This window comes from Odoribacter sp. AF15-53 (genome assembly GCF_003479425.1).
Classification (GTDB): Bacteria; Bacteroidota; Bacteroidia; order Bacteroidales; family Marinifilaceae; genus Butyricimonas.
The window spans coordinates 333,571-354,569 of record NZ_QUHC01000002.1 but is presented as its reverse complement, the minus strand read 5'-3'; the positions used below and the strand labels follow the sequence as shown (position 1 = coordinate 354,569).

The following is a 20,999-nucleotide window of genomic DNA, read 5'->3' as shown; positions in this document are numbered from 1 at the left end:
TTTGGGGATTCGAATAATACTTTTTTTGAGTTGATGTGACTTGTATATGAGAGCTCATTAGAATAAACAAAAAATGTAACAGCTCATATTTGTTATAATCATATTATTAACTTACAAAAAATGAATTGTGAAAAAAACATTTTTATTAGTTTTTGCATTAATCTCTTTGATCGGATTGATGTCTTTTACTGTAGATTATGATCAAAAGATTAGAGAAAATACAGAAAAATTAGTAGAACTGGCAGGTTCTGTTAATACTCCGCCCGTAATTTTGACACAACCACCTGCTGAGATTATAATTCATGAGGGAAATACCTTAGAAGTGTGGGTAACTTTTGCTTCAGAATCACAAGCTAATGCTGTATTGGTAAGGGATACGGATGAGGGAATAAGACGTGTCGAAAGAGATTATTCTCTTTGGGTAAGAGAAAGCAAAGTAATAATTACGATGTCTGATATAAAAGTGTCAGATGAGGGAGATTATCTTGTAGAAATATTTAATAATCGTGGTAATGTTTTTGCCGCTTTTACTTTAGTCGTAATTCCGAAGGGTAAATGACATGTAAACTAACGAATATTATAAAATAGAGTAATTACACTGTCTACTTTTTTATAGTAGACAGTGAATTAATCAACGAAAGTATTTAGATCGTGAAGTGGTCTATAAACGATACTTTTAGTTTTATTTTTCAATGGAAATAGTAAAGAATTTGGATACACGAGTCTAATTGTATTAATAAAAAATCAAAGTATTGTGTTATGGATAAGGACAATATTTTTATCGAATCTAGGTATGAGTTCAAGCGAGTGCGTAGGAGTGTGTTGTTCCGCATATTTGCTATTCTGGCGATTTTTGGGCTTGTCGTATACCAGTATTCTTTTTTGTCGAAGGGGGAGGGAAGTGTTTCGATAAATAATTTGTTACAATTTTACATGGATTGGCCATCACAGGCATTGGCTTCGTCCATTCCGTTCAAGAGTGCTTATTATTTCAATTTTATCCAATTATTACTTGTAGTATGCTTGATTGTAAACGATTTGAGAAGCTATAAGGTAAGTACGAAAGAGGCTTTGTATGCTCATTCGCAATGTAACGAGGATATCGTGATCGGGAATTTTCTGGGTAAATTTTTAACCCTGACTTTATTGAACTGGATTACATTTGCGATCTCAATTTTTTTCAATCTGGTATTGTATTTTAATTCTTTCGAACTGTCGTACTATTTTTTTTATTGGATTACTCTCACGTTTCCCGCATTAGTCTGTTTCCTTGGATTTTCCGGATTCGTGATTCGTTACGTGCGTAATCAAGGAATCTGTATGATTCTATTATTGCTGTTTTTAGGAGGATTGACTTTTGGAGGAGCTTGTTTTGCACACGGTTTGTTGGATCCTTGTGCCCGCTATATACCTAATATGTTCTCGGATTTCATGGGGCACGTGAATCTGGAGAATTATTTATTGCAAAGAGGGTACGTGTTGTTGTTCGGAACGGGATGCCTTCTGCTGTCTGTGATTTCTTACCCTAGAATTCCGAATCATACTTTCGTGGGGAAAAAGTGGTTGGGGATTGCTTGTTTATTTTTTGTTCTTGCGGGTTTGTTGGCGTTTACGTACTTAAATCATTATGTGGCAATTGATCATAACAGGGAACTGTATCGGCAAGTATATCGTGAAAATAGTAAACGTCCTACGGCAAGAGTTGTCCGGAACGAGTTGCAGGTGAAGATATTGGAGGATGGGAAACTAGCGATGGAGAGCCTTATGGAAATTGAGAATAAAAATTCCGAAGTGATTCCACTCATCGTGTATCTGAATCCGGGATTGAAGATAAGTACCATTGAGATAAATGGGAAAGCGGTTTCATTCCAGAGAGAGAGACAGGCGGTTATCCCGAACAAGGAATTGATACCGGGGGAGAGGTGTCATGTCTCTATTGGTTATGCGGGTACAGTTGAAACAGATATATGTTTTTTAGAACAAGAGAATGGAAAATATGATTCTCCCGATGTAAATCGTGTCGGAATATATCATTTCGGGTACACGCCTGCTTATTGTGGGAAGAAATATACGTTACTTACACCCGAATGTATATGGTATCCGGTGTGTGTACCACCATATAGTCCGTTCAGGTATCGGGGTGTGAATTTCACTCGATATGCGTTGACTGTTGAACATGCATCTAATTTGACGGCTATTTCTCAGGGAAATGTAGAGTATAAGAAGGAAGGAAAAACGTTGTTTACTTTCACGCATGATATGCCAGGGATAAGTTTATGTGTTGGTGAATATAAAAAACGGGAAATTACCGTATTTTCGAAGATCCCGGATGATACCACTCATTTGGAGTTATATTATTTGCCTTGTCATGAGTACCTTCTGAAACCGTATGATATGCTTGAGACCCTATTAATCAAAAGATTGGTAGAGGCCAAAAGTACCTTCGAGATGCACGAGTGTGTTGTTTTGCCTCAAAGCTTGACAGAAGAAGAGAAGGATGTCGTCTATGCCATGAATGACGGAACACTGGATGTTGCGGCATTAATGAGAGAGGTACTGGCAAAAAGAGGTTTTGATCCGACTCGACATTACCCGTATCGGCGGCTAACGCTTTTGGAGACACCTTGTGATTTTCATTGTTTTCCCAATTTGTCACAGTTAACGGGGGAAAGGGAGCAAGCGGGGATCGTGTTTATTCCGGAAAAGTTGCATTCGATCGAGAAATATCATTACAAGGATTCCCGGAGTGAAGAAAACAAAAAACTGCAATCTAAATTGGAAATTGATATTAATTTAATACTGGGACAGGGGAGTTGCAGCATAAGACCAACGTTTCTCGGTAAGACGTTGTTTATTCATTCCGAGGAGTATCCTATTATGCATGACGTATTGCTCGATATGGTACATAGAGATCATTATTCCGGGGTGAAAACGGATGATTTACAAGCCGTGCTGTATTTAAAGAATCATAGTTTGAAGGATGCTTTGTATGATAATTCTTTGTCTCAGGAAGAAGTGCGTAATATTGTTCGCAAGAAAAGTGTGGAGTTATATATGTATATGATGTTGAATATGAAAAGGGAAGTATTCCATAAATTTTATATGGATTCCATCGCGAAGGATTATTTTACGGAGATACCTTTGGAAGAATACTATCGGAAATTTAGGCAATCATTTGGTTTCAGCCTTGATACGCTTGTGGCGGATTGGTACTACACCAAGGGGGTACCGCAATTTGATATACGTGATGCCCATGCGTTCCAATTGGAACAAGCGGATCGATTTGCTGCTACCGATATATTCTGTCGTTTTAAAGTATTTAACCGGAGTGATATACCGGGGCTTATCATGACGAGTGATATGCAGGGATGGGTGATCCCCCCTCGCGAGGGAAGGGAGATCAAGGTGCGTAATCGAAAAGATGTATTGTGTATGACGAATATATACTCTTTGGAAATGCCTTTAGCCCGGAATCTTCCGGCTGAGGTTATCATGAGATTGGAGAATCCGGGTGGAATGCCTGTTGATACGACAACCGGTTTTTTTGAGTTAGATTCGGTTATATTCTTTCAGAATAATAATGAGATTGTTGTTGATAATGAGGATTCCGGTTTTAGAGTAGTAAAAGCGAAAGGTTTTAATCTTGTGGCTTTATTTCGGGATGAAAAAAATGATAAAAAATATCAAACCAGATCCAGTGAACCGGAGACTTGGGTACCTGTTATTGATAAGGATTTTTACGGTACTCCCGTACAAAGTGCGTTTTATAAAAGGGCTGGTTCTGGTAGGCAGAAAGTGGAATGGAATGTAGTACTGCCTCAAGCGGGAGAGTATGAGGTGTTTTTTTATCACTCGCAACCTCGCAATGTGATAGTGGACCCTAAACAAGAATTTCATTACACGGTTTATGACGGAAGGGCGGAACATGAAGTTGTCGCTTCCGTGGGCGGGAATGAGGTCGGGTGGATTTCTCTTGGGATATATCGTTTTTCAGGGGATGCGAAGGTTACATTGTGCGATAAGGATAGAAAAGATAAATTTGAAACAAAGTACGGTTGTTTGCCACAAGAAATTGTTGCTGATGCCATAAAATGGGTTAAACGCTAAGAGAGGGATTCCTCTAAGCCCTGTAAATAGGGATTTTGTTCGAGGTCGGAGAACGGATATCTAGAATGATACTAAAATGTTTATAAATCTCTCGATATAATAAATTATTCTTATTTTTGTGTTGATTAAAGGATCGTTTAATAATTACAACTTATTGACACACCTTCAATTTTTTTCTTCCCTAATTATCAGACAATTATTCTTTTATCAATTTTCCAATTCGTCCCGATCATTAAACGATCGTCTATTGAGATTTTTGTGAGCTTATATGCGTGGTGGGCATATAAAACGATTCTTTCTAGGTGGAAGATGTAAATGTATAAATACAATCCGTTATGGTGTTGGATATGAATGATGTCGAGGGATTAAGACAGGGAGATCGCTCTTGTTTTGAGAATATTTTCAATGAATATTCTCCTGATTTGTATGTCGTGGCGTACCGGATTACCGGTAATAAAAGTATGGCAGAGGACATAGTTCAGGATTTTTTCGTGAAATTGTGGGTAAATAGGGAGAAGTTATCCATTTATAAGTCTTTTCGTTATTATTGCTTTTCGGCCATACATTACGCTTCTTTAAATGCCGTGAGGACAAAATACAGGAATACGGAGTTATCCGAGGAGTTAGAAGATACCTTTAGTATAGAACGTGAAATGGAGCAAGCCGAATTGAGCGAGAAGATTCGTTCGGCCCTTGATTCTTTACCAGAAAAGTGTAGGATTATTTTCTTGGAGGCGTGTGTGGAGGAGCATAGCTATCTTGAAATAGCGCAAAAGTATGATCTGTCGGTAAATACGGTTAAAGTGCAGGTGAGTAAAGCGTATCGGATTTTGCGGGAAAAATTGACGAGAGAGCAATTATTTATTTTTTTCTTGATTTTTTTGAAATCCGAGTAATACTTTTTTCAAGTTGATGTGACTTGTTCATGAAAGGCTATTAGAAAATGGACGAAAAGAGATTAAATATGGATATTCTGAAAGAGGTTTTACACGGGAAACGTCCTCATAACGATACGTTGTTTCTGAAATGGCTCGATGAGTCGGGGGAACACCAGCGGTTATACGAGGAGGCCCTGACCCGTGCAGCCCGAGATCTTTATATAAAAGAGTCATTCGATCGGAAAGGGGTATGGAATAAGGTGTTGAATGAAACAAGCAAACACGACCGGGTGCGTTTCATGCGACGGAGGTTTATGCGGTATGCGGCCGTGATGCTTCCTTTCGTGGCGATGGTTGCCTGGTGGTTGCTGAACACGGGGGATGCGGGGCAGAAGGTGATTGTTGCCGCTAATGAAGATAATATAGTGCTTTACCTGTCGAACGGGGAGAAGGTGAATATCAGCCAACTCGATACGACCGGGATGCTGGAGAGTAACGGGATGAAGATCGTGATGAACGGGGGACGGGATCAGATTGTTTACGAAAACCAGAATAATACGTCGGATGAGTTAATTTACAATACGTTGAGTATTCCTACCCGGGCCGAGTATTGCCTGACGTTGGGGGACGGGACGAAAGTGTGGTTGGCGGCAACGTCCAAATTGCGGTATCCGGTTCATTTCGTGGGTGATTGTCGGGAGGTATATTTGGAAGGAGAAGCTTTTTTTGATGTGGCGAGGGATACGACTAAACCGTTTATCGTGAAGTGTGACGATTTTTCGGTGAAAGCGTTGGGTACTTCTTTTGACGTGAGTTGTTATGATGATGATGAATACGCTTTGGCAACACTTGCTTCCGGGAAGATTGAAGTGACCTTGGGAGAGGAAAAACGAATACTGACTCCCGGCGAACAGGCTATGATACGAGAAAAAACGTTGGTCGTGAAAGAAGTCAATATATTACCTTACACGTCTTGGATGGAAGACCGTCTTTATTTCTTTAATGAAAAGCTGGAATCTATTATGAAACGGATATCCCGTTGGTATGGCATGGAGGTTTGTTATGCTCATCCGGGTATTCAGGAGTTGCATTTTACGGGGAACGTCCCGAAATATACCGATATCAAAAAAGTGTTTGATATGTTGGAATTTGCAACTCATCTTGATTTTTCTTTGGAAAAAGGGAAGGTGGTTATCTCGCAAAAGAAAGAATAGAAATTTTTAGTGTGAAATGAGTTGATATTGAGCGTAAATGTTCAATAATGGGGAATACTATATACAAATGTGTCTTAATCTTATTTAACAAAACCAAGAGCTTATGATGAAAAAAGTTGTAGTTCAATTACGAAGAATCCTTACGGTTTTCGTGATGCTTGTACTGGCTTACGGGACAATCCTGAGGGAAGAAGTCTCGGCCCAGTCAAAGCAATTAAGTGTGAAATTTGAGCATGTTTCTCTTTTAGAAGCTTTAAGCTATTTGAGTAAACAGACAGGGGGAAAGATTTTGTATAATCATGAACGAATTAATAAGTCGTTGAAAATTAGCGTGGTGATGAATGATAAATCTCTCCCGGAGATACTGGATCGGTGCTTGCAGGGAACCGGTTATATGTATAAGGAAGTGGATGGGGTGTATATTATTTCCGAGAAGAAGGAAGAAGTTGTTCCTGATAAGAAAGAGAGAATCGTGACGGGATCCGTGAAGGATGAGAACGGGGAACCCTTGCCGGGAGCGACGATTATTCTGAAAGGAACGAGAATCGGTATGACTACTAACGAACAGGGGAATTTCACGTTAGTTTTGCCGGAAAGAGATACGGTGATTCTGTTGATTTCGTTTATCGGTTACGAAACACGAGAGGTTACGGTGAAAGGTGACGAGAAGATTAACGTGAAGTTGAAAGTGATGTCAAGTGACTTGGAAGGGGTTGTTGTAACAGGATACGGTAATATTGATAAAAAGAGTTTTACCGGGAACGCTATCAGTGTGAGCAAGGAAGAATTGTTGAAGGTGTCGAAAACCAACGTGATGCAGGCTTTGCAGGTGTTTGATCCCTCGTTCCGGATCCGGGAGAACAACAAGTGGGGATCTGACCCGAATGCTTTGCCGGAGGTGAATATCCGCGGTACTTCAAGTACGGGGGTGAAGGCGTTGGATGCCGATCCGCTGGATAAATCCAATTTGAAGAATAATTCCAATTTGCCGACGTTTATCATGGACGGGTTTGAGATTTCTGCGGAGAAATTGTATGATTTTGATCCTAACCGGATTCAGAATATCACGATATTGAAGGATGCGGCCGCCACGGCTATTTACGGTTCTCGTGCGGCAAACGGGGTGGTGGTGATTACGACGGTGGCCCCGAAGGCGGGACAATTATCCGTGACGTACAGTCTCACGGGATCTGTTTCAACTCCGGATTTGAGTGGCTATAATTTGATGAATGCCCGGGAATTGTTGGATACGGAGATTGCCGCCGGTTTTTATGAGGCAAAGACTTTTGCCGAGTTGTATTCCAAGCGGGAAGAGTTGTTGGCTAAGGAAGCGAATATTACGAAAGGGGTGAACACATATTGGTTGTCACAACCTTTACGGACGGAGTTTAACACGCAGCATAGTTTGTATGTTCAAGGTGGGGCTCAAGGGATCCGGTACGGGATAGATTTCAGTTATCGGAATGACGGTGGTGTAATGAAAGAGTCTTTCCGTAAGAGAATTGCGGGTGGATTTTCCGTTAATTATCAGGTGAAAGGGATATCCATCAGTAATACGATTTCTTACAATGTGATGAAATCAGAAGATTCTCCTTATGGGGCGTTCTCTGATTACGCGCTGGCGTTACCTTATGATCAGTATAAGAATGATGATGGCGTGATTGCTTCAAGTTTACCGAGTTGGCATTCTAGCTCTGGAGTGACTAATGAAGATTTAGGACGGAGAAACCCGTTGTACGAGTCGACTTTGAATAATTTCAGTGGTTCGAAATACGAGGAGTTAATTGATAATTTTGGGGTAAATTGGACATTTGCCGAACATTTCCTGTTGAAAGGGCAGTTCAGCGTGACCCGGCGTTTCTCGACCACGGAGCGGTTTATTGATCCGAAGTCTTTACAAAATGATGCGAGTGAAATGTTGTCTACGGGTAATATGTCATCCGGTTCGTATAATTTAGGTAAGTCGGAGGATTTAAAATGGAATACCAATATCTTTTTGGCCTATAATCAGTTGATTAATAATCACAATATAAATCTGACAGCGGGGATGAACATGTTGGGGAACAAGACAGAGAGTTTTTCCAGCGAGTACAGGGGATTCCCGTCGGGGAAATTGAATTCCATTAATTATGCGGAGAAAATTTACGAGAAGCCGAAAGTTACTGAGCAATTGAACCGGATGATAGGTTTCTTTGCCGGGTTGAACTACACGTATAATAATATTTATTTGTTGGATGCGTCTTGTCGTTTTGACGGTTCTTCTGATTTTGGTAAGGATAAGAAGTTTGCTCCTTTCTGGTCTGCCGGAGTGGGAATCAATATTCATAACTACGGTTTTATGAAGAATCAGGCCGTGTTGTCTACCTTAAAATTGAGAGCATCATACGGGGCCACGGGTAAGGTGAATTTCCCGCCGTACGTGGCTAAAACGACTTACGAGATTTTGACGGATGAATGGTATCGCACGGGATTTGGTGCCTCGATGAAAGCTTTGGGAAATTCGGATTTGACTTGGGAAAAGACGCAAACGATAGATGTCGGTTTCCAGTTGGGATTGATGAGCGACCGTTTGTTTGTAACGGGTAGCTGGTATCACAAGAAAACGACCGATTTGATCACGACGGTTTCGGTCCCCACGTCTTCCGGTTTCGATACTTATCACGATAATATGGGAAACGTGTTGAACAAGGGGGTTGAATTAGATGTGAAGTATGACGTCATAAGAACACGGGACTGGGGGCTTTCCGTGTATGGAAACTTAGCTCATAACAGGAATGAGATTCTGGCAATTTCAGATGCTTTGAAACGTTATAATGACCGCGTGAATAATTATTATTTACAAAAAGGAACCGGTAAGAGATCAGCCACGGAAATCTTTACCAAGTATGAAGAAGGTGGTTCGAACACGGCTCTTTATGGTATGAAATCTTTAGGGATTGATCCGGCAAACGGTAAGGAGATGTTCCTGAAAAAAGACGGTACGGTTACTTATACATGGAGTGGAGATGAGAACGTGATTATTGGTGACACGGAAGCGGATGCGCAAGGTTCTTTCGGGTTTAATTTGCGGTATAAGAACTGGACGATGTTTGCCTCGTTTATGTATAAGTTCGGGGGAGATGTGTACAATCAAACTTTGGCGACGAAGGTGGAGGGAGCCAAGATTTACGATGAGAATGTTGATAAGCGTGTGATGAAGGAGAGATGGCAGAAGCCGGGCGATATTGCCAAGTATAAGGATATAAAGAATCAAGATGGTTACACTCGGCCGACTTCCCGCTTTATGCAGAAGGATAACGAGCTTTCGTTGAATTCGATCACGTTGGGGTACGACATGGAATCGGCATTTTTGAAGAGATATAAGTTCGGAATGATTCGTTTTGAATTGGGTGCGAATGACGTGTTCCGGATTTCTCCGGTGAAGCGGGAACGGGGAACAAGTTATCCTTATGCCCATTCATTCAATTTCACGGTTAAAATTAATTTCAATTAATGAGATGAGTATGAAGAACAAAATATTATTACTGTTGTTTTTACCGTTGTTGTTCGGGTGCAATGACTGGTTGAATGTGATTCCGGAGGAGGAAGTGGACGAAGAAGAACTTTTTGGTGATGGCGAGGGATATCGTAATGCGCTGAATGGGGTTTATTCCCGGATTTCCGGATCGGATATGTATGCCCAACAGTTGACTTGGGGATTTTTGGATGTGGTGGCGCAATACTATAATATCAATAAAATGAGTCAGTACGGGGCTTACCCGAAAGCTTACAATGGAGATTATGACAACACGGAAGTGCGGAGCGTGTTGGATAAGGTCTGGCGGGGAGCTTACACGTCCATTGCGAATTGTAATAATTTGCTACAGAATATAGAGAATGAAGATGTTACAAAGTTTCTCGGACGACAAGGGGAGAAGAATATGATACAAGGAGAGGCTTTGGCGTTACGTGCTTTCTTGCATTTTGATTTGTTGCGCTTGTTTGCTCCGGTACCAGTGAAGGTAAACGCGACCCGGACAGGGTATGTTCCCTCGAATGATAATGACGAGTATATTCCTTATTGCGAGACGCATCCGGCAGTATTCCAACAGCGGGAAACCGTGAATGGTTTTCTCGATAAGGTGATTCGGGATTTGTTGAAGGCCAAGACGTTGTTAGCTACTTTTGACACGATTTCTGAAGTGAGGAGGAGTCAATTGACAACAAACAATCGTTTGTTAGCCAAAGGGGGAAATCTGGAGAATGAATTATTCTATTGTTTCCGGGGATTCCGGGTGAATTATTATGCGGTTACTGCTTTGTTGGCCCGCGTGTATAATTACAGGGGGGAACTGGAGTTGGCGGCACAACAGGCTCAGGAGGTTGTTGATAGTAAGTATTTTACGGTGCAAGGTTCTACATCAAGTCCCAAGCAATATAATGATGTCATATTTGCTTTGAGTAACAAGAAATTGACAGAGTATTTTGAAGCCTATTATACGGGGAACAACAAGGTGTTGTGTCTGTCGAATACTTTGATCAGCAAGATGTTTGGTTCGGATAGTTACGAGTGTCGGGGATATTATCATTTGTTGAAACTGGATGGTGAAAATAAGGTGAGTAAGAAATATCTTCCGATAACAGACGAGAGGGAAACGATCCCGAATGAGATTATCCCGATCATCCGTACTTCCGAGTTGCATTATATCTTGGGTGAGTATTATGCTTCAATGAACGATTACACGAAAGCGGTTTCTTATATCACGCAGGTAAAACAGGCTAATTATGCTTATTCTTCACCTAGTGTGGGTAGCTTGGGGGATTATCACGATGCTTGGTTGAACGAGGGGTTCCGTTCGTTTATCGGTGAGGGACAATTGTTCTATTTGTACAAGAAGCTGGGTATTAAGATTTATCCGGATATGAAAGACGAGGCTTTCGTGTTTAATATTCCGGATAGTGAGGATATAACTTTAAATCAGTAGAATATCATGAGCATGAAAAATATAAAGATTATGAAAGGACAATTTATCTTTTTGTTTCTTCTTTTGGCTGTTTTCGGGTGTAAGGAAGATGAATTCGACACTTATAGCGGTGGAAATTATTTGAGCTTTTATGATAATCCGGCCACGGATAGTATCGTAGAGACTTTCTTTTTCCATTTTGGAAAGGAGACGATAGCGGTTCCGATTAAATTTAATTTGGGAGGTCGTTTGTTGACTCAGGATTGTCCGATAACTTTGAGTATCGTGGATTCTTTATCGGGGATGTTGAAAGATGGTAAAGTGGTGTCCCCGCTTTCGAACGAAGATTTTGATTTTCCGAGTTCGATGGTCTTTCATAAAGGAGTGGAAGTAGATTCAATTTTTGTCGTGTTGAAAAAGACCCCGAAGTTGGATAACGCTTATTGTCGGGTGGTTCTACAGATTGAATCGAATGAATATTTCATGGTGGGAGAGACGACTTATTGTCAGGCAAAGATTTATTTCACCTCGGCGATCTCAACGCCTGCTTGGTGGAATGAAAAAATAGTGGACTATTATCTCGGGGAGTTCTCGCCCAAGAAATATGAGGTGTTCTGTCGTGAGATTAAGGTGACGGATTTGACGGATGTGGAGGAGAAATATATACGGGAATATGCCTTGCAGTTTAAACGGTATCTGGAAGCGAACCCGGAGTACGAGGCTGACGGTTCGAGAATGGTGGTAAGTGTAATTGGATAATAATGAATACTATGAGAAAAATATGGATATTATGTCTTGTGATGGCCTGGGGCTTTACGGGATGTTATGAAGATAAAGGGGATTATGATTATCGTGAATTGGCACATGCAACAATTGGGAATGTGAAAACTCAATATGGGGCATCGGTTGGAGATACCGTGATAATCAAACCGGAGATCACGTTTGATATAGAAACGAAGGTTGGTTTGAAGTATGAATGGTCGATAGAACTTGATTCCGTGTTTTCCCGGGAAAAGGACGTGGAGTATATTGTTCCCGTGGATGCACCGAAAAAGATGGAATGGGTGTTGCAGGTTACCGATACGTTGAGCGGTCTGACTTTTATGGCCCGGACTATGGTAAATGTTCGTTCGCTTTATTCGGATGGTTTTTTAATCTTGTCCGAGAAAGATGGCGTGTCGTCGTTGAGCTTTTTGAAGCGGTCGAATGGTGCGGATTGGGATCGGTGTATATATGATATTTACGAGGGGATAGAGGGGACTTCTTTGGGAGGTAAGCCCGTGCAATTCTTTCTACATGAGCTGGGGGGAGATGGTTCTGCGGGACAACACGTGATCTTATTGCAAGATGATTTTTATAAATGCATGGATTTGGATGCAGGTAATTTGGAAAAGTCCTTGGAGTTATCGAAAGAATTTCAAGTAATTCCCGAGAATATCAAACCCAAACAGGCTTATTTTGATATTTGGTTTAGTTTCTTATTGGATGAGGATGGACGAGTGTTTGCTCGTAAGAATTTTAGTTCCGGGGCTTTTCACACGGGATATTTTTCGCAATATCCGCTGGTGTATATGCAACCCGTGGATGAGACGGGAGAAGAAACCGTTCCGCATGAATTGAAAGTAGATCGTTTCGTGTATGATATGAACACAGAGGGGGGGTACGTGTTTGTGTACGAGAAGGAATACAAACGCTTTCTGTATTTACGTGGTAGTTCCAGTTATGGAACTATCGGGGAACCCGGTGTGGCTAACTATCCGGACGGATTTGTTCGTTTGGATGATCTCGGCGATAATGAGTTGATTGCAACATCGGGGTATTGGTGGAATGACTATTATATTCCTGCAGGTGGACTGTTTAATATCATAAAACGACCGGACGGTTCGTATGTCGGTCAGATGTTCAATACCGATAAGCCGGAGGCTATTGAAACGGTTTCTCAACGGAAGTTTAAAGGTGATATGATGAATGATAATGTCTTGTTACTGATTCCGGATAACGGAAAGGGAAGGGGATTCGGATGTCCTTATGCATTCTTGGCTTCCGGTAACGTGTTATATTATTTTGGAAAAGATGATGATGCAGAAGAGATTGTGCCGGAACGTTATTACGGTTTCCCGGCAGAGATTACGGCCATAGAAGATGAGTGGCATTCCAATGAATATTTGTGTGTCGGGTTGGCTAACGGGGAAGTTTATTTGTTGGATATCCGTCAGGGATCGAAGGGGGGATTTGCTTCGGATGAGGCCGGGCGATTCGTGATGAAGATGGATAAGAATGTGGGTAGAGTAAAACAAATTATTCATAAAAAAGCGGAGTAGTTATGAGATTCGTGTTTGTCGTCATGTTCTTTTTGTGCGGATGTGCAGGAACGTCGCCTTTGAGTTTGCAAAAAGATTATTGTAATATCTTGGATATAACCAATTGGCCGCAAGGGATCAGGGAAGGAATATCGTTGTTCTCGGATCTGGGAGCATGGCATGGGTTTGCCTTTATTCCTGACAGTGCCCGGATGACGGGTGGTTTTTCAGGTCCCTTATCAATGGCCTCTAATTATGCAGTGGGCCCTTACACGGCAAACGCTTTGGTCGAGGTTGACGGGGTGTTACAGAAGACGGCAGATGCGAAGATTGAAAAGAGTTACTTTCCCGGGCGAATGGTTCAATCTTTCGCTTGGGAAGAACTAACCTTGACACAGGAGATTGTTTTCGTGAACAATCGGGCTTCTTTGTTGCGGACTTGGGTCCGCAACATGGGAGGTCCTAAAGAGGTTAAGGTTACTTATGAAGGGCGGTTTTTCACGCAGTGTTTTCAAGGAAGGACGATCGGGCAGGGAAAAGTGTTGTTGGAGTTCCCGGCAACGAAGTGTTGTTTTGAGATCGCGGCAGGAGAATCTTGTAAGGCAGAGGTGAAGGATGGTTTATACCGGTTTGATTACGGGATTCGGAAAATGAAACGGGGAGAAGAACGGGAGGATGTGTTTGTTTATTCGGCATATTTTAATGATGAACCGGATAGCGTGAAGTACCCGGTATTGGAAGGTGATCCGTTCACGGATAGCGAACCTTTTTTTGAGGGATCGGCTTCGCGTTGGGATCATTATTTGACGAAATTGCTGGAAAATAAATCATCCCTGTTGGAAGATCTGAGATACAAACGTCTGGCGGTAAAGTGCCTGATGACGTTGATGGCCAATTGGCGGAGTGCCGCGCATGATTTGTTACACGATGGCGGTTATCCTTCTTATTGGGGGTTTAGTACGGGTTTTTGGTCGTGGGATTCTTGGAAAATTGCTGCCGGAGTATGTCGTTGGGAGCCGGAATTAGCTAAAAGTCATATCCGGGCTTTGTTTGATTACCAGACAGAGGAGGGGATGATTCCGGATTTCGTGAGTCGGATAAAATATATCAATAATCTTCGGGATACGAAACCTCCTTTGGCTTCGTGGGCCGTGAATGAGATTTACGAGGCAGACGGGGATTTGGCTTTCGTGGGAGAGATGTTTGATAGATTGTTGAAGTATCATCGTTGGTGGTACACTTACCGGGATATTGATGGGGATGGTTTGTGCGAGTACGGATCGACGGATGGGACGTTGGAAGCCGCGGCTTGGGAAAGCGGGATGGATAATGCCGTGCGATTTGATAGTGTCGGGATGTTGAAGGGTAGGGTACCCCGTGCTTGGTCTATGGATCAGGAAAGTGTGGATTTAAATGCTTATCTCTATGATGAGAAAGTGACGTTAGCCCGTTTTGCTCGTTTGTTGAAACGGGAGGATGTGGCTTCCCGCTTGGAAAAAGAGGCCGATGAATTGGCCCGTAAAATCAGAACGATTATGTTTGATCGGGAGACGGGATATTTTTTTGATGTTAAGATGGAAGGGCATGATGTTGTGCGGGTGTACGGCCCGGAAGGATGGTTACCGCTTTGGGCTAAAGTGGCCGATCGGGAACAGGCCGGGAAAGTAAAAGATATTATGATGGACGGGAATCGCTTTAATTCTTACGTGCCTTTAGGGACGTTGGATTTGAGTCACTCGAAGTTGGAACCTCAGCGGGGATATTGGCGTGGCCCGGTATGGTTGGATCAAGTATATTTCGGGATACGAGGATTGCGAAACTACGGGTATGATAATGAGGCGAATGAATTGACCCTGAAAGTATTGAATAACTGTCAAGGGTTGTTGGGGGATCAGCCTATTCAGGAGAATTATAACCCGTTGACAGGGGATCGTTTGAATGCTCCGCATTTCGGTTGGTCTGCGGCACATTTACTATTAATGATGTTTGAATATAAATAATTGCTTATGAGATATTTGTTGTTCTTTTTTATGCTGATAACTTTATCGGCAGGGGCGCAGAATGACTGGGAAAATCTGGATGTCCTTCAAAAAAATCGGGCTCGGAGTCATGCATTTTATATTCCTTTTGATAATCGGGAACAAGCTTTGGCGTGGGATGTGGAGGGATCATCCCGTTATCTCTCGCTAAATGGGGTATGGAAGTTTAACTGGGTTGGTAAACCGGGAGAGCGACCGATGGATTTTTATAAAGTCGGGTATGACGTGCGTACCTGGGATGACATCGAAGTCCCGTCTAATTGGGAATTGAAAGGGTATGGGGTGCCGATTTACGTGGAAACGGGATTCGGTTTTAAAGCCAAGTGGCCTAACGTGGACCCGGAGAATGATCCGGTAGGTTCTTATAAACGGGAATTTAATATACCTGGAAAGTGGATCGGGGATAAAATCATGTTGCATTTCGGTGCGGTTAGTTCAGCATTTTACGTGTGGGTGAACGGTCAACTCGTGGGATATTCACAGGATTCGAAAGTGCCGGCGGAGTTTGATGTTACGGCATACGTGAGAAAAGGGAAGAATGAAATTGCCGTACAGGTATTTCGTTGGTGTGACGGTAGTTATGTTGAGGATCAGGATTTTTGGCGTTTTTCGGGTATACAGCGGGATGTTTTTCTGTATGCCCGTCCTAAATCGAGCGTGTATGATTTTCAATTGGCTACCGATTTGGATGGAGAGTATCGGGATGCAATTTTCCGGTTGAATATGGAACTTGAAAATGAGGCAGGGGGAGAGTTATATGACGTGTTGGTGATGCTGAATGATCGGGAAGGGAATACGTTGTTTTCGGAGGTTGTGGCACCTCGGAAGAAAATGGGGGTGGATACGGTGAGTATCGTGAAATCTATTTCCAATCCATTGAAATGGACGGCAGAAACACCTTATTTGTATGATTTAATTTTAGAAACTCGGGTAGCGAAGGGTAACCGGAAAGTGGTGAAGGAGGTCTTGGTTCAGGCTGTCGGTTTCCGGAAGTCCGAGATTAAGGGAGGACAGTTACTCGTGAACGGACAACCCGTTTTGTTGAAAGGGGTGAATCGGCATGAACATGATCCTAAAAAGGGACATGTGGTGGATCGGGAGTCAATGATGACAGATATTCGGCTGATGAAGGAAATGAATATCAATAGTGTACGTACTTCCCACTATCCGAATGATCCTCTCTGGTATCGTTTGTGCGACGAGTACGGGCTTTACGTGGTGGACGAGGCAAATATAGAAAGTCACGGTATCGGTTACGATCCCCGGGAATCGTTGGCTAATCGGCCGGAGTGGACGGGTGTTTTCATTGAGCGCACGGAGCGGATGTTTCAGAGGGATAAGAATCATGCTTGTGTTATTATCTGGTCGCTGGGTAACGAGTCTGGTTCGGGGATTAACTTTTTGGCTACTTATAAATGGTTAAAAGAACATGATCTTTCCGCTCGTCCGATTCATTCGGAAGATGCGGGGAAAAAGGAATTCACGGATATTTATTGCCCGATGTACAAACAGATTGACGTGTTAATTAATCATGCCTTTTCCCGACCGGATAAACCGTTAATCTTGTGTGAGTATGCCCATGCGATGGGAAATAGTGTCGGGGGATTGAAGGAATATTGGGATGTTATTCGGAAATACCCTTATTTGCAGGGAGGACATATCTGGGATTGGGTGGATCAAGGGATTGAACAGGTGGATCGTGCCGGGGTGAAATACTGGGCGTATGGTGGAGATTTCGGGGGAAAAGATATCCCTTCCAGTAAGAATTTTTGTTTGAATGGTTTGGTGCGTGCAGACCGTTCATGGAGTCCTGCCGCTTGGGAGGTTAAAAAGGTTTACCAGGATGTCGCTTTCCGGTTATTGGATTACGGGCGAGGAATCGTGGAGGTTTATAATGAATATTTTTTTAAATCGCTGGACGATGTGGATTTACGTTGGGAAGTATTGAAAGAGGGGTGTGTTGTTGATTCCGGTAACGTGGAATGTCTGGGGGTAGCTCCTCAACAGAAACAATTGTTCCGGATTTCTTTTCCTGAATTAGAAGATGACGGGGCGGAGTATGTTGTGAATTTATATGCCGTGACTCGGGAACAGCGTGCGTTGTTGGAAAAAGGGTACGTGTTGGCGGCAGAACAATTTGTGTTGCCTTGTATGAAGAAAACTCTTGTTTTTCCGAAGAAGAATGGGTTGGAAATAGTTGAAGCGGATAATATGGTGAGTTTGCAGGGGAAAAAAGTGCGGTTTCAGTTTGATAAAGGAAACGGACGATTGGTTTCTTATCAGTTAAACGGTAAAGAGTTATTGGTTGATGGATTCCGAGGCCATTTTTGGCGGGCGGGAACGGATAACGATTTCGGGAGCGAGTATATCATTCCGGAATGTATCGGTTGGAAGAACGCCACCGAACAAGCCAAGTTGGCTCATTTTGAGATGAAAGAAAAAGATGGATTGATAGAGGTACGGACATCCTATGAATTGAAAGAGATGAATACGACCTATTCTATTTGTTATCAAATGAATGGAGAAGGCGAAATGGGAATACGGTATCAGGTGGATGCCCGGAATTGTAAATCATCTTTTATTCCGAGGATCGGTTTGACTTGGCAGCTTGTACCTGATTTTGCACGAGTGCAATGGTACGGCAGGGGACCTCAGGAGAATTATATCGACCGTAACACGGGAGCTTTTGTGGGATGGTATGAAAATAACGTGGAAGATTGGTACGTGGCTTATCCCCGTCCGCAAGAGAATGGGAATCGCACGGATATCCGTTGGATGAAATTGATGGGAAAGGAGTTCGGATTGGAAGTGAGAGGGGATGTACCGTTTGGTTCTTCCGTGTATCGTTTCTCGAATGCCGTGTTAGAGGAACCGGGGATGGAAACGACACAACGTCATTTGAATGAGGTAAAACAGGAGGATTTGATCACGTGGAATATTGATGGTATGCAAATGGGAGTTGGTGGGGATACAACATGGAGTTTGCGGGCAGTTCCTCATCCGCAATATCTGATTCTGCCGGGCAAATATGATTTTACGTTTCAAATAATACCGATATATGAATAGGATAATGATGAGAAACTCGTTGTTGTTTGGAATATGGGTTTGTTGCTGTCTTCCGCTTTGTGCGCAACGGGAGAAGATGTCAAAGAAACAGTTGGATGTGTTTCACTCTATTTCGAGCAATGAGATCATGGAATACGTGCATGAGTTGTGCAAGGAAGAATATAATGGGCGACTTGCAGGGACGGGTGAATATATGAAGTGTGCTTATTGGTGTGCCGAATTGTTGTCTGGTTTTGGTTTGGAGCCGGCAGGTGATGCAGGCTCCTACCTGCAACATTTTCGAATGCCGACGACCGATCTGTTGGATTGTCAGTTGAGAAGACAGGAAGGAGACAAGCGTGTGGAATATACTTTCCCCCGGGATTTTTATCCGGGAATGAATTCAGATTCCGGGAGGGTGAAGGATGCCGAGGTGGTTTATGTCGGTTATGGAATTACCGCACCGGAGTATAATTATGATGATTATAAAGGGGTGGACGTGAAAGGAAAGATCGTGATCATCGAGCGAGGAATTCCCTATCGGGATAAGGATGAAAAGAAGCGATTCGATTTGTATATGCGTTATGCCTCCGAGAGTTATAAATTACCCCGGGCTTTGGAGAAAGGGGCAGCGGCTGTTTTGCTGGTCGGGAAACTGGCTCACACGGGTATTGATTTCCGAAAAGGCGTGATTTATACACATATAGATCCGTCAATGGTGGATGACCTGGTTGCTAAAGCGGGGTATACCCGGGAAAAATTACGGAAGCAGATTGCCGAGAAGCATCAGCCTTGTTCTTTTAACACGGGAAACACGTTGGAAATGAATGTGCGTACCCGCCATTATCCTTATGCCACGGCGTGTAACGTGATCGGGGTGATCAAAGGTGTGGATACGACTTCCTCGATTGTACTGGGGGCACATTTGGATCATTTGGGAAATAACGGGTTGATGTTTCCCGGGGCTTTGGATAACGCTTCCGGGGTAGCTCTTCAGTTGGCGGTGGCTAAAGCTTTGGCAACAAGTGGGGTAAAGCCCGAGAAGAATATCGTGTTTGCTTTCTTCGGGGCAGAAGAACGGGGGATCAAAGGGGCTATTCATTATTTGAATCACCCGACTTTCCCGTTGGATCGGACGATGTGTATGTTGAATATTGATATGGTCGGGAATGGTAACGGGTTGGCCGTTTGGGGAGCGGAGACCTTCCCGGAAGTGGCCGGGGTGTTCCGTCAAGCTAATGACACGTGGATACACCGGGCCTTTGAGGTTACTCCTTACGAGCGGGCAACGAGTTATTCCCAAGCGGATGGTGATGAGTTTTCTAAGCGGGGGATTCCGGCCCTGTATATTGCCACGACCGAGGAGTTGAAACCGATGTATTACCACGATCCGAGGGATCGGGAGGAGACGCTGACCCCGGAAATCATGGAAGATGCGGCTAAAATGTTGTTTCTGGCTTTGCCGGAGATCGTGAAGATAAAAGGTGTTTTGAGAGAAAAATAAGCATGTAAATAATAAAACTGTAAAACTAGAATGTATGGATGTTGCTATTGTAAAAGTAGAAAATCTTTCTCATCGTTATAGTTCCCAGTGGGCTATACAGGACATTAATTTCGAGATCAACCAGACGGGAGTACTCGGTTTGTTGGGATCGAACGGGGCGGGAAAGTCAACCACGATGAATATTATGTGTGGTGTGTTAAAACAGACCCGGGGTGAAGTGTACATCAACGGGGTGAGTTTACGGGATAATCCGGTAGAGGCTAAAAAGCATATCGGTTTTTTACCGCAGAAACCGCCTTTGCACTTGGATTTAAATGTCGACGAGTATTTAACTCATTGCGCTTATCTGCGTTCGGTTGAGCCGAAACATATCAAGGCGGCTGTAGACGAGGCGAAAAGTAAATGCGGGATTATGCATTTCAGCAAGCGGTTGGTGCGGAATCTTTCGGGAGGGTATCAACAGCGTTTGGGGATAGCGCAGGCTATCGTGCATAATCCGAAGTTTGTCGTGCTGGATGAACCGACGAATGGTTTGGATCCGAATCAGATCGTGGAGATTCGAAATCTGGTCAAGGAGATTGCCGAAGAGCGGGCTGTGATGTTATCCACGCATATTTTGCCGGAAGTACAGGTTACTTGTGACCAGATCCGGATGATCGAATCGGGGAAGATGGTGTTCTCGGGTACGATGGATGAGTTTGACAATTATATAAAACCGGATTCGCTAGTCGTGTTAATGGATGCTCCTCCCAGTGAATCCGAGTTAAGGGCAATCCCGGGGATCGTTAGCGTGGAGAATTTGACCGAGAAGCGGTTCCGTTTGCATTTTGACACCACGGATATGATCACGGAAAGAGTCATTGAAACGAGTGTTGCTAATGGATGGCATTTGCAGGAGATCAATCTGGAAAAGAGTTCATTGGATGTGATCTTTGCTAAGTTGTCGGGTAAAAAAATCAATTAATAAGA

At 43.0% G+C, this 20,999-nt stretch carries 12 protein-coding genes; all 12 read left to right on the top strand.

What is annotated here, in order from left to right; all coding sequences use genetic code 11:
• The first annotated feature begins 127 nt into the window (after positions 1-127).
• The 12 genes from DWW52_RS06020 to DWW52_RS05965 all read left to right on the top strand — a co-directional run bounded on the left by DWW52_RS06020 (position 128) and on the right by DWW52_RS05965 (position 20,994).
• Complete coding sequence (locus DWW52_RS06020) at positions 128-559, top strand: immunoglobulin domain-containing protein (protein WP_118714569.1); 432 nt, start codon at positions 128-130, stop codon at positions 557-559.
• 200 nt (positions 560-759) lie between these two features.
• Positions 760-4,107, top strand: a complete 3,348-nt coding sequence (locus DWW52_RS06015) for a hypothetical protein (RefSeq protein WP_118714568.1) — start codon at positions 760-762, stop codon at positions 4,105-4,107.
• A 335-nt stretch (positions 4,108-4,442) separates the two neighbouring features.
• A complete protein-coding gene (locus tag DWW52_RS06010; RefSeq protein ID WP_118714567.1) occupies positions 4,443-5,003 on the top strand; it encodes an RNA polymerase sigma factor in 561 nt (186 codons plus the stop codon).
• Between the two features lie 47 nt (positions 5,004-5,050).
• A complete protein-coding gene (locus tag DWW52_RS06005) occupies positions 5,051-6,199 on the top strand; it encodes a FecR family protein (protein ID WP_118714566.1) in 1,149 nt (382 codons plus the stop codon).
• Positions 6,200-6,302: 103 nt separating this feature from the next.
• The gene (locus tag DWW52_RS06000) at positions 6,303-9,692 is read left to right on the top strand and encodes a SusC/RagA family TonB-linked outer membrane protein (protein ID WP_118714565.1); all 3,390 of its coding nucleotides are present in this window, start codon (positions 6,303-6,305) and stop codon (positions 9,690-9,692) included.
• Positions 9,693-9,702: 10 nt separating this feature from the next.
• The gene (locus tag DWW52_RS05995) at positions 9,703-11,163 is read left to right on the top strand and encodes a RagB/SusD family nutrient uptake outer membrane protein (RefSeq protein ID WP_158582499.1); all 1,461 of its coding nucleotides are present in this window, start codon (positions 9,703-9,705) and stop codon (positions 11,161-11,163) included.
• 12 nt (positions 11,164-11,175) lie between these two features.
• Positions 11,176-11,901 (top strand): DUF4843 domain-containing protein, encoded by a 726-nt coding sequence (locus DWW52_RS05990; protein ID WP_158582498.1) that lies wholly within the window; start codon positions 11,176-11,178, stop codon positions 11,899-11,901.
• Positions 11,902-11,912: 11 nt separating this feature from the next.
• Entirely contained in the window at positions 11,913-13,463 is a 1,551-nt protein-coding gene (locus DWW52_RS05985; RefSeq protein ID WP_158582497.1) for a PKD-like family lipoprotein, read from the top strand.
• A 2-nt stretch (positions 13,464-13,465) separates the two neighbouring features.
• Positions 13,466-15,442, top strand: coding sequence for a trehalase family glycosidase (locus DWW52_RS05980; protein ID WP_118714561.1), 1,977 nt, complete (start codon positions 13,466-13,468; stop codon positions 15,440-15,442).
• Positions 15,443-15,448: 6 nt separating this feature from the next.
• Entirely contained in the window at positions 15,449-18,547 is a 3,099-nt protein-coding gene (locus DWW52_RS05975) for a glycoside hydrolase family 2 TIM barrel-domain containing protein (RefSeq protein WP_118714560.1), read from the top strand.
• On the top strand, positions 18,540-20,030 hold the full coding sequence (locus tag DWW52_RS05970) for a M20/M25/M40 family metallo-hydrolase (RefSeq protein ID WP_118714559.1): 1,491 nt from the start codon (positions 18,540-18,542) through the stop codon (positions 20,028-20,030). Before DWW52_RS05975 ends, DWW52_RS05970 begins: the two co-directional genes overlap by 8 nt.
• A gap of 34 nt (positions 20,031-20,064) precedes the next feature.
• Positions 20,065-20,994 carry an ABC transporter ATP-binding protein gene (locus DWW52_RS05965; protein ID WP_118714558.1) on the top strand — a complete coding sequence of 310 codons (930 nt, stop codon included), beginning with the start codon at positions 20,065-20,067 and terminating at the stop codon, positions 20,992-20,994.
• Positions 20,995-20,999: the final 5 nt, after the last annotated feature.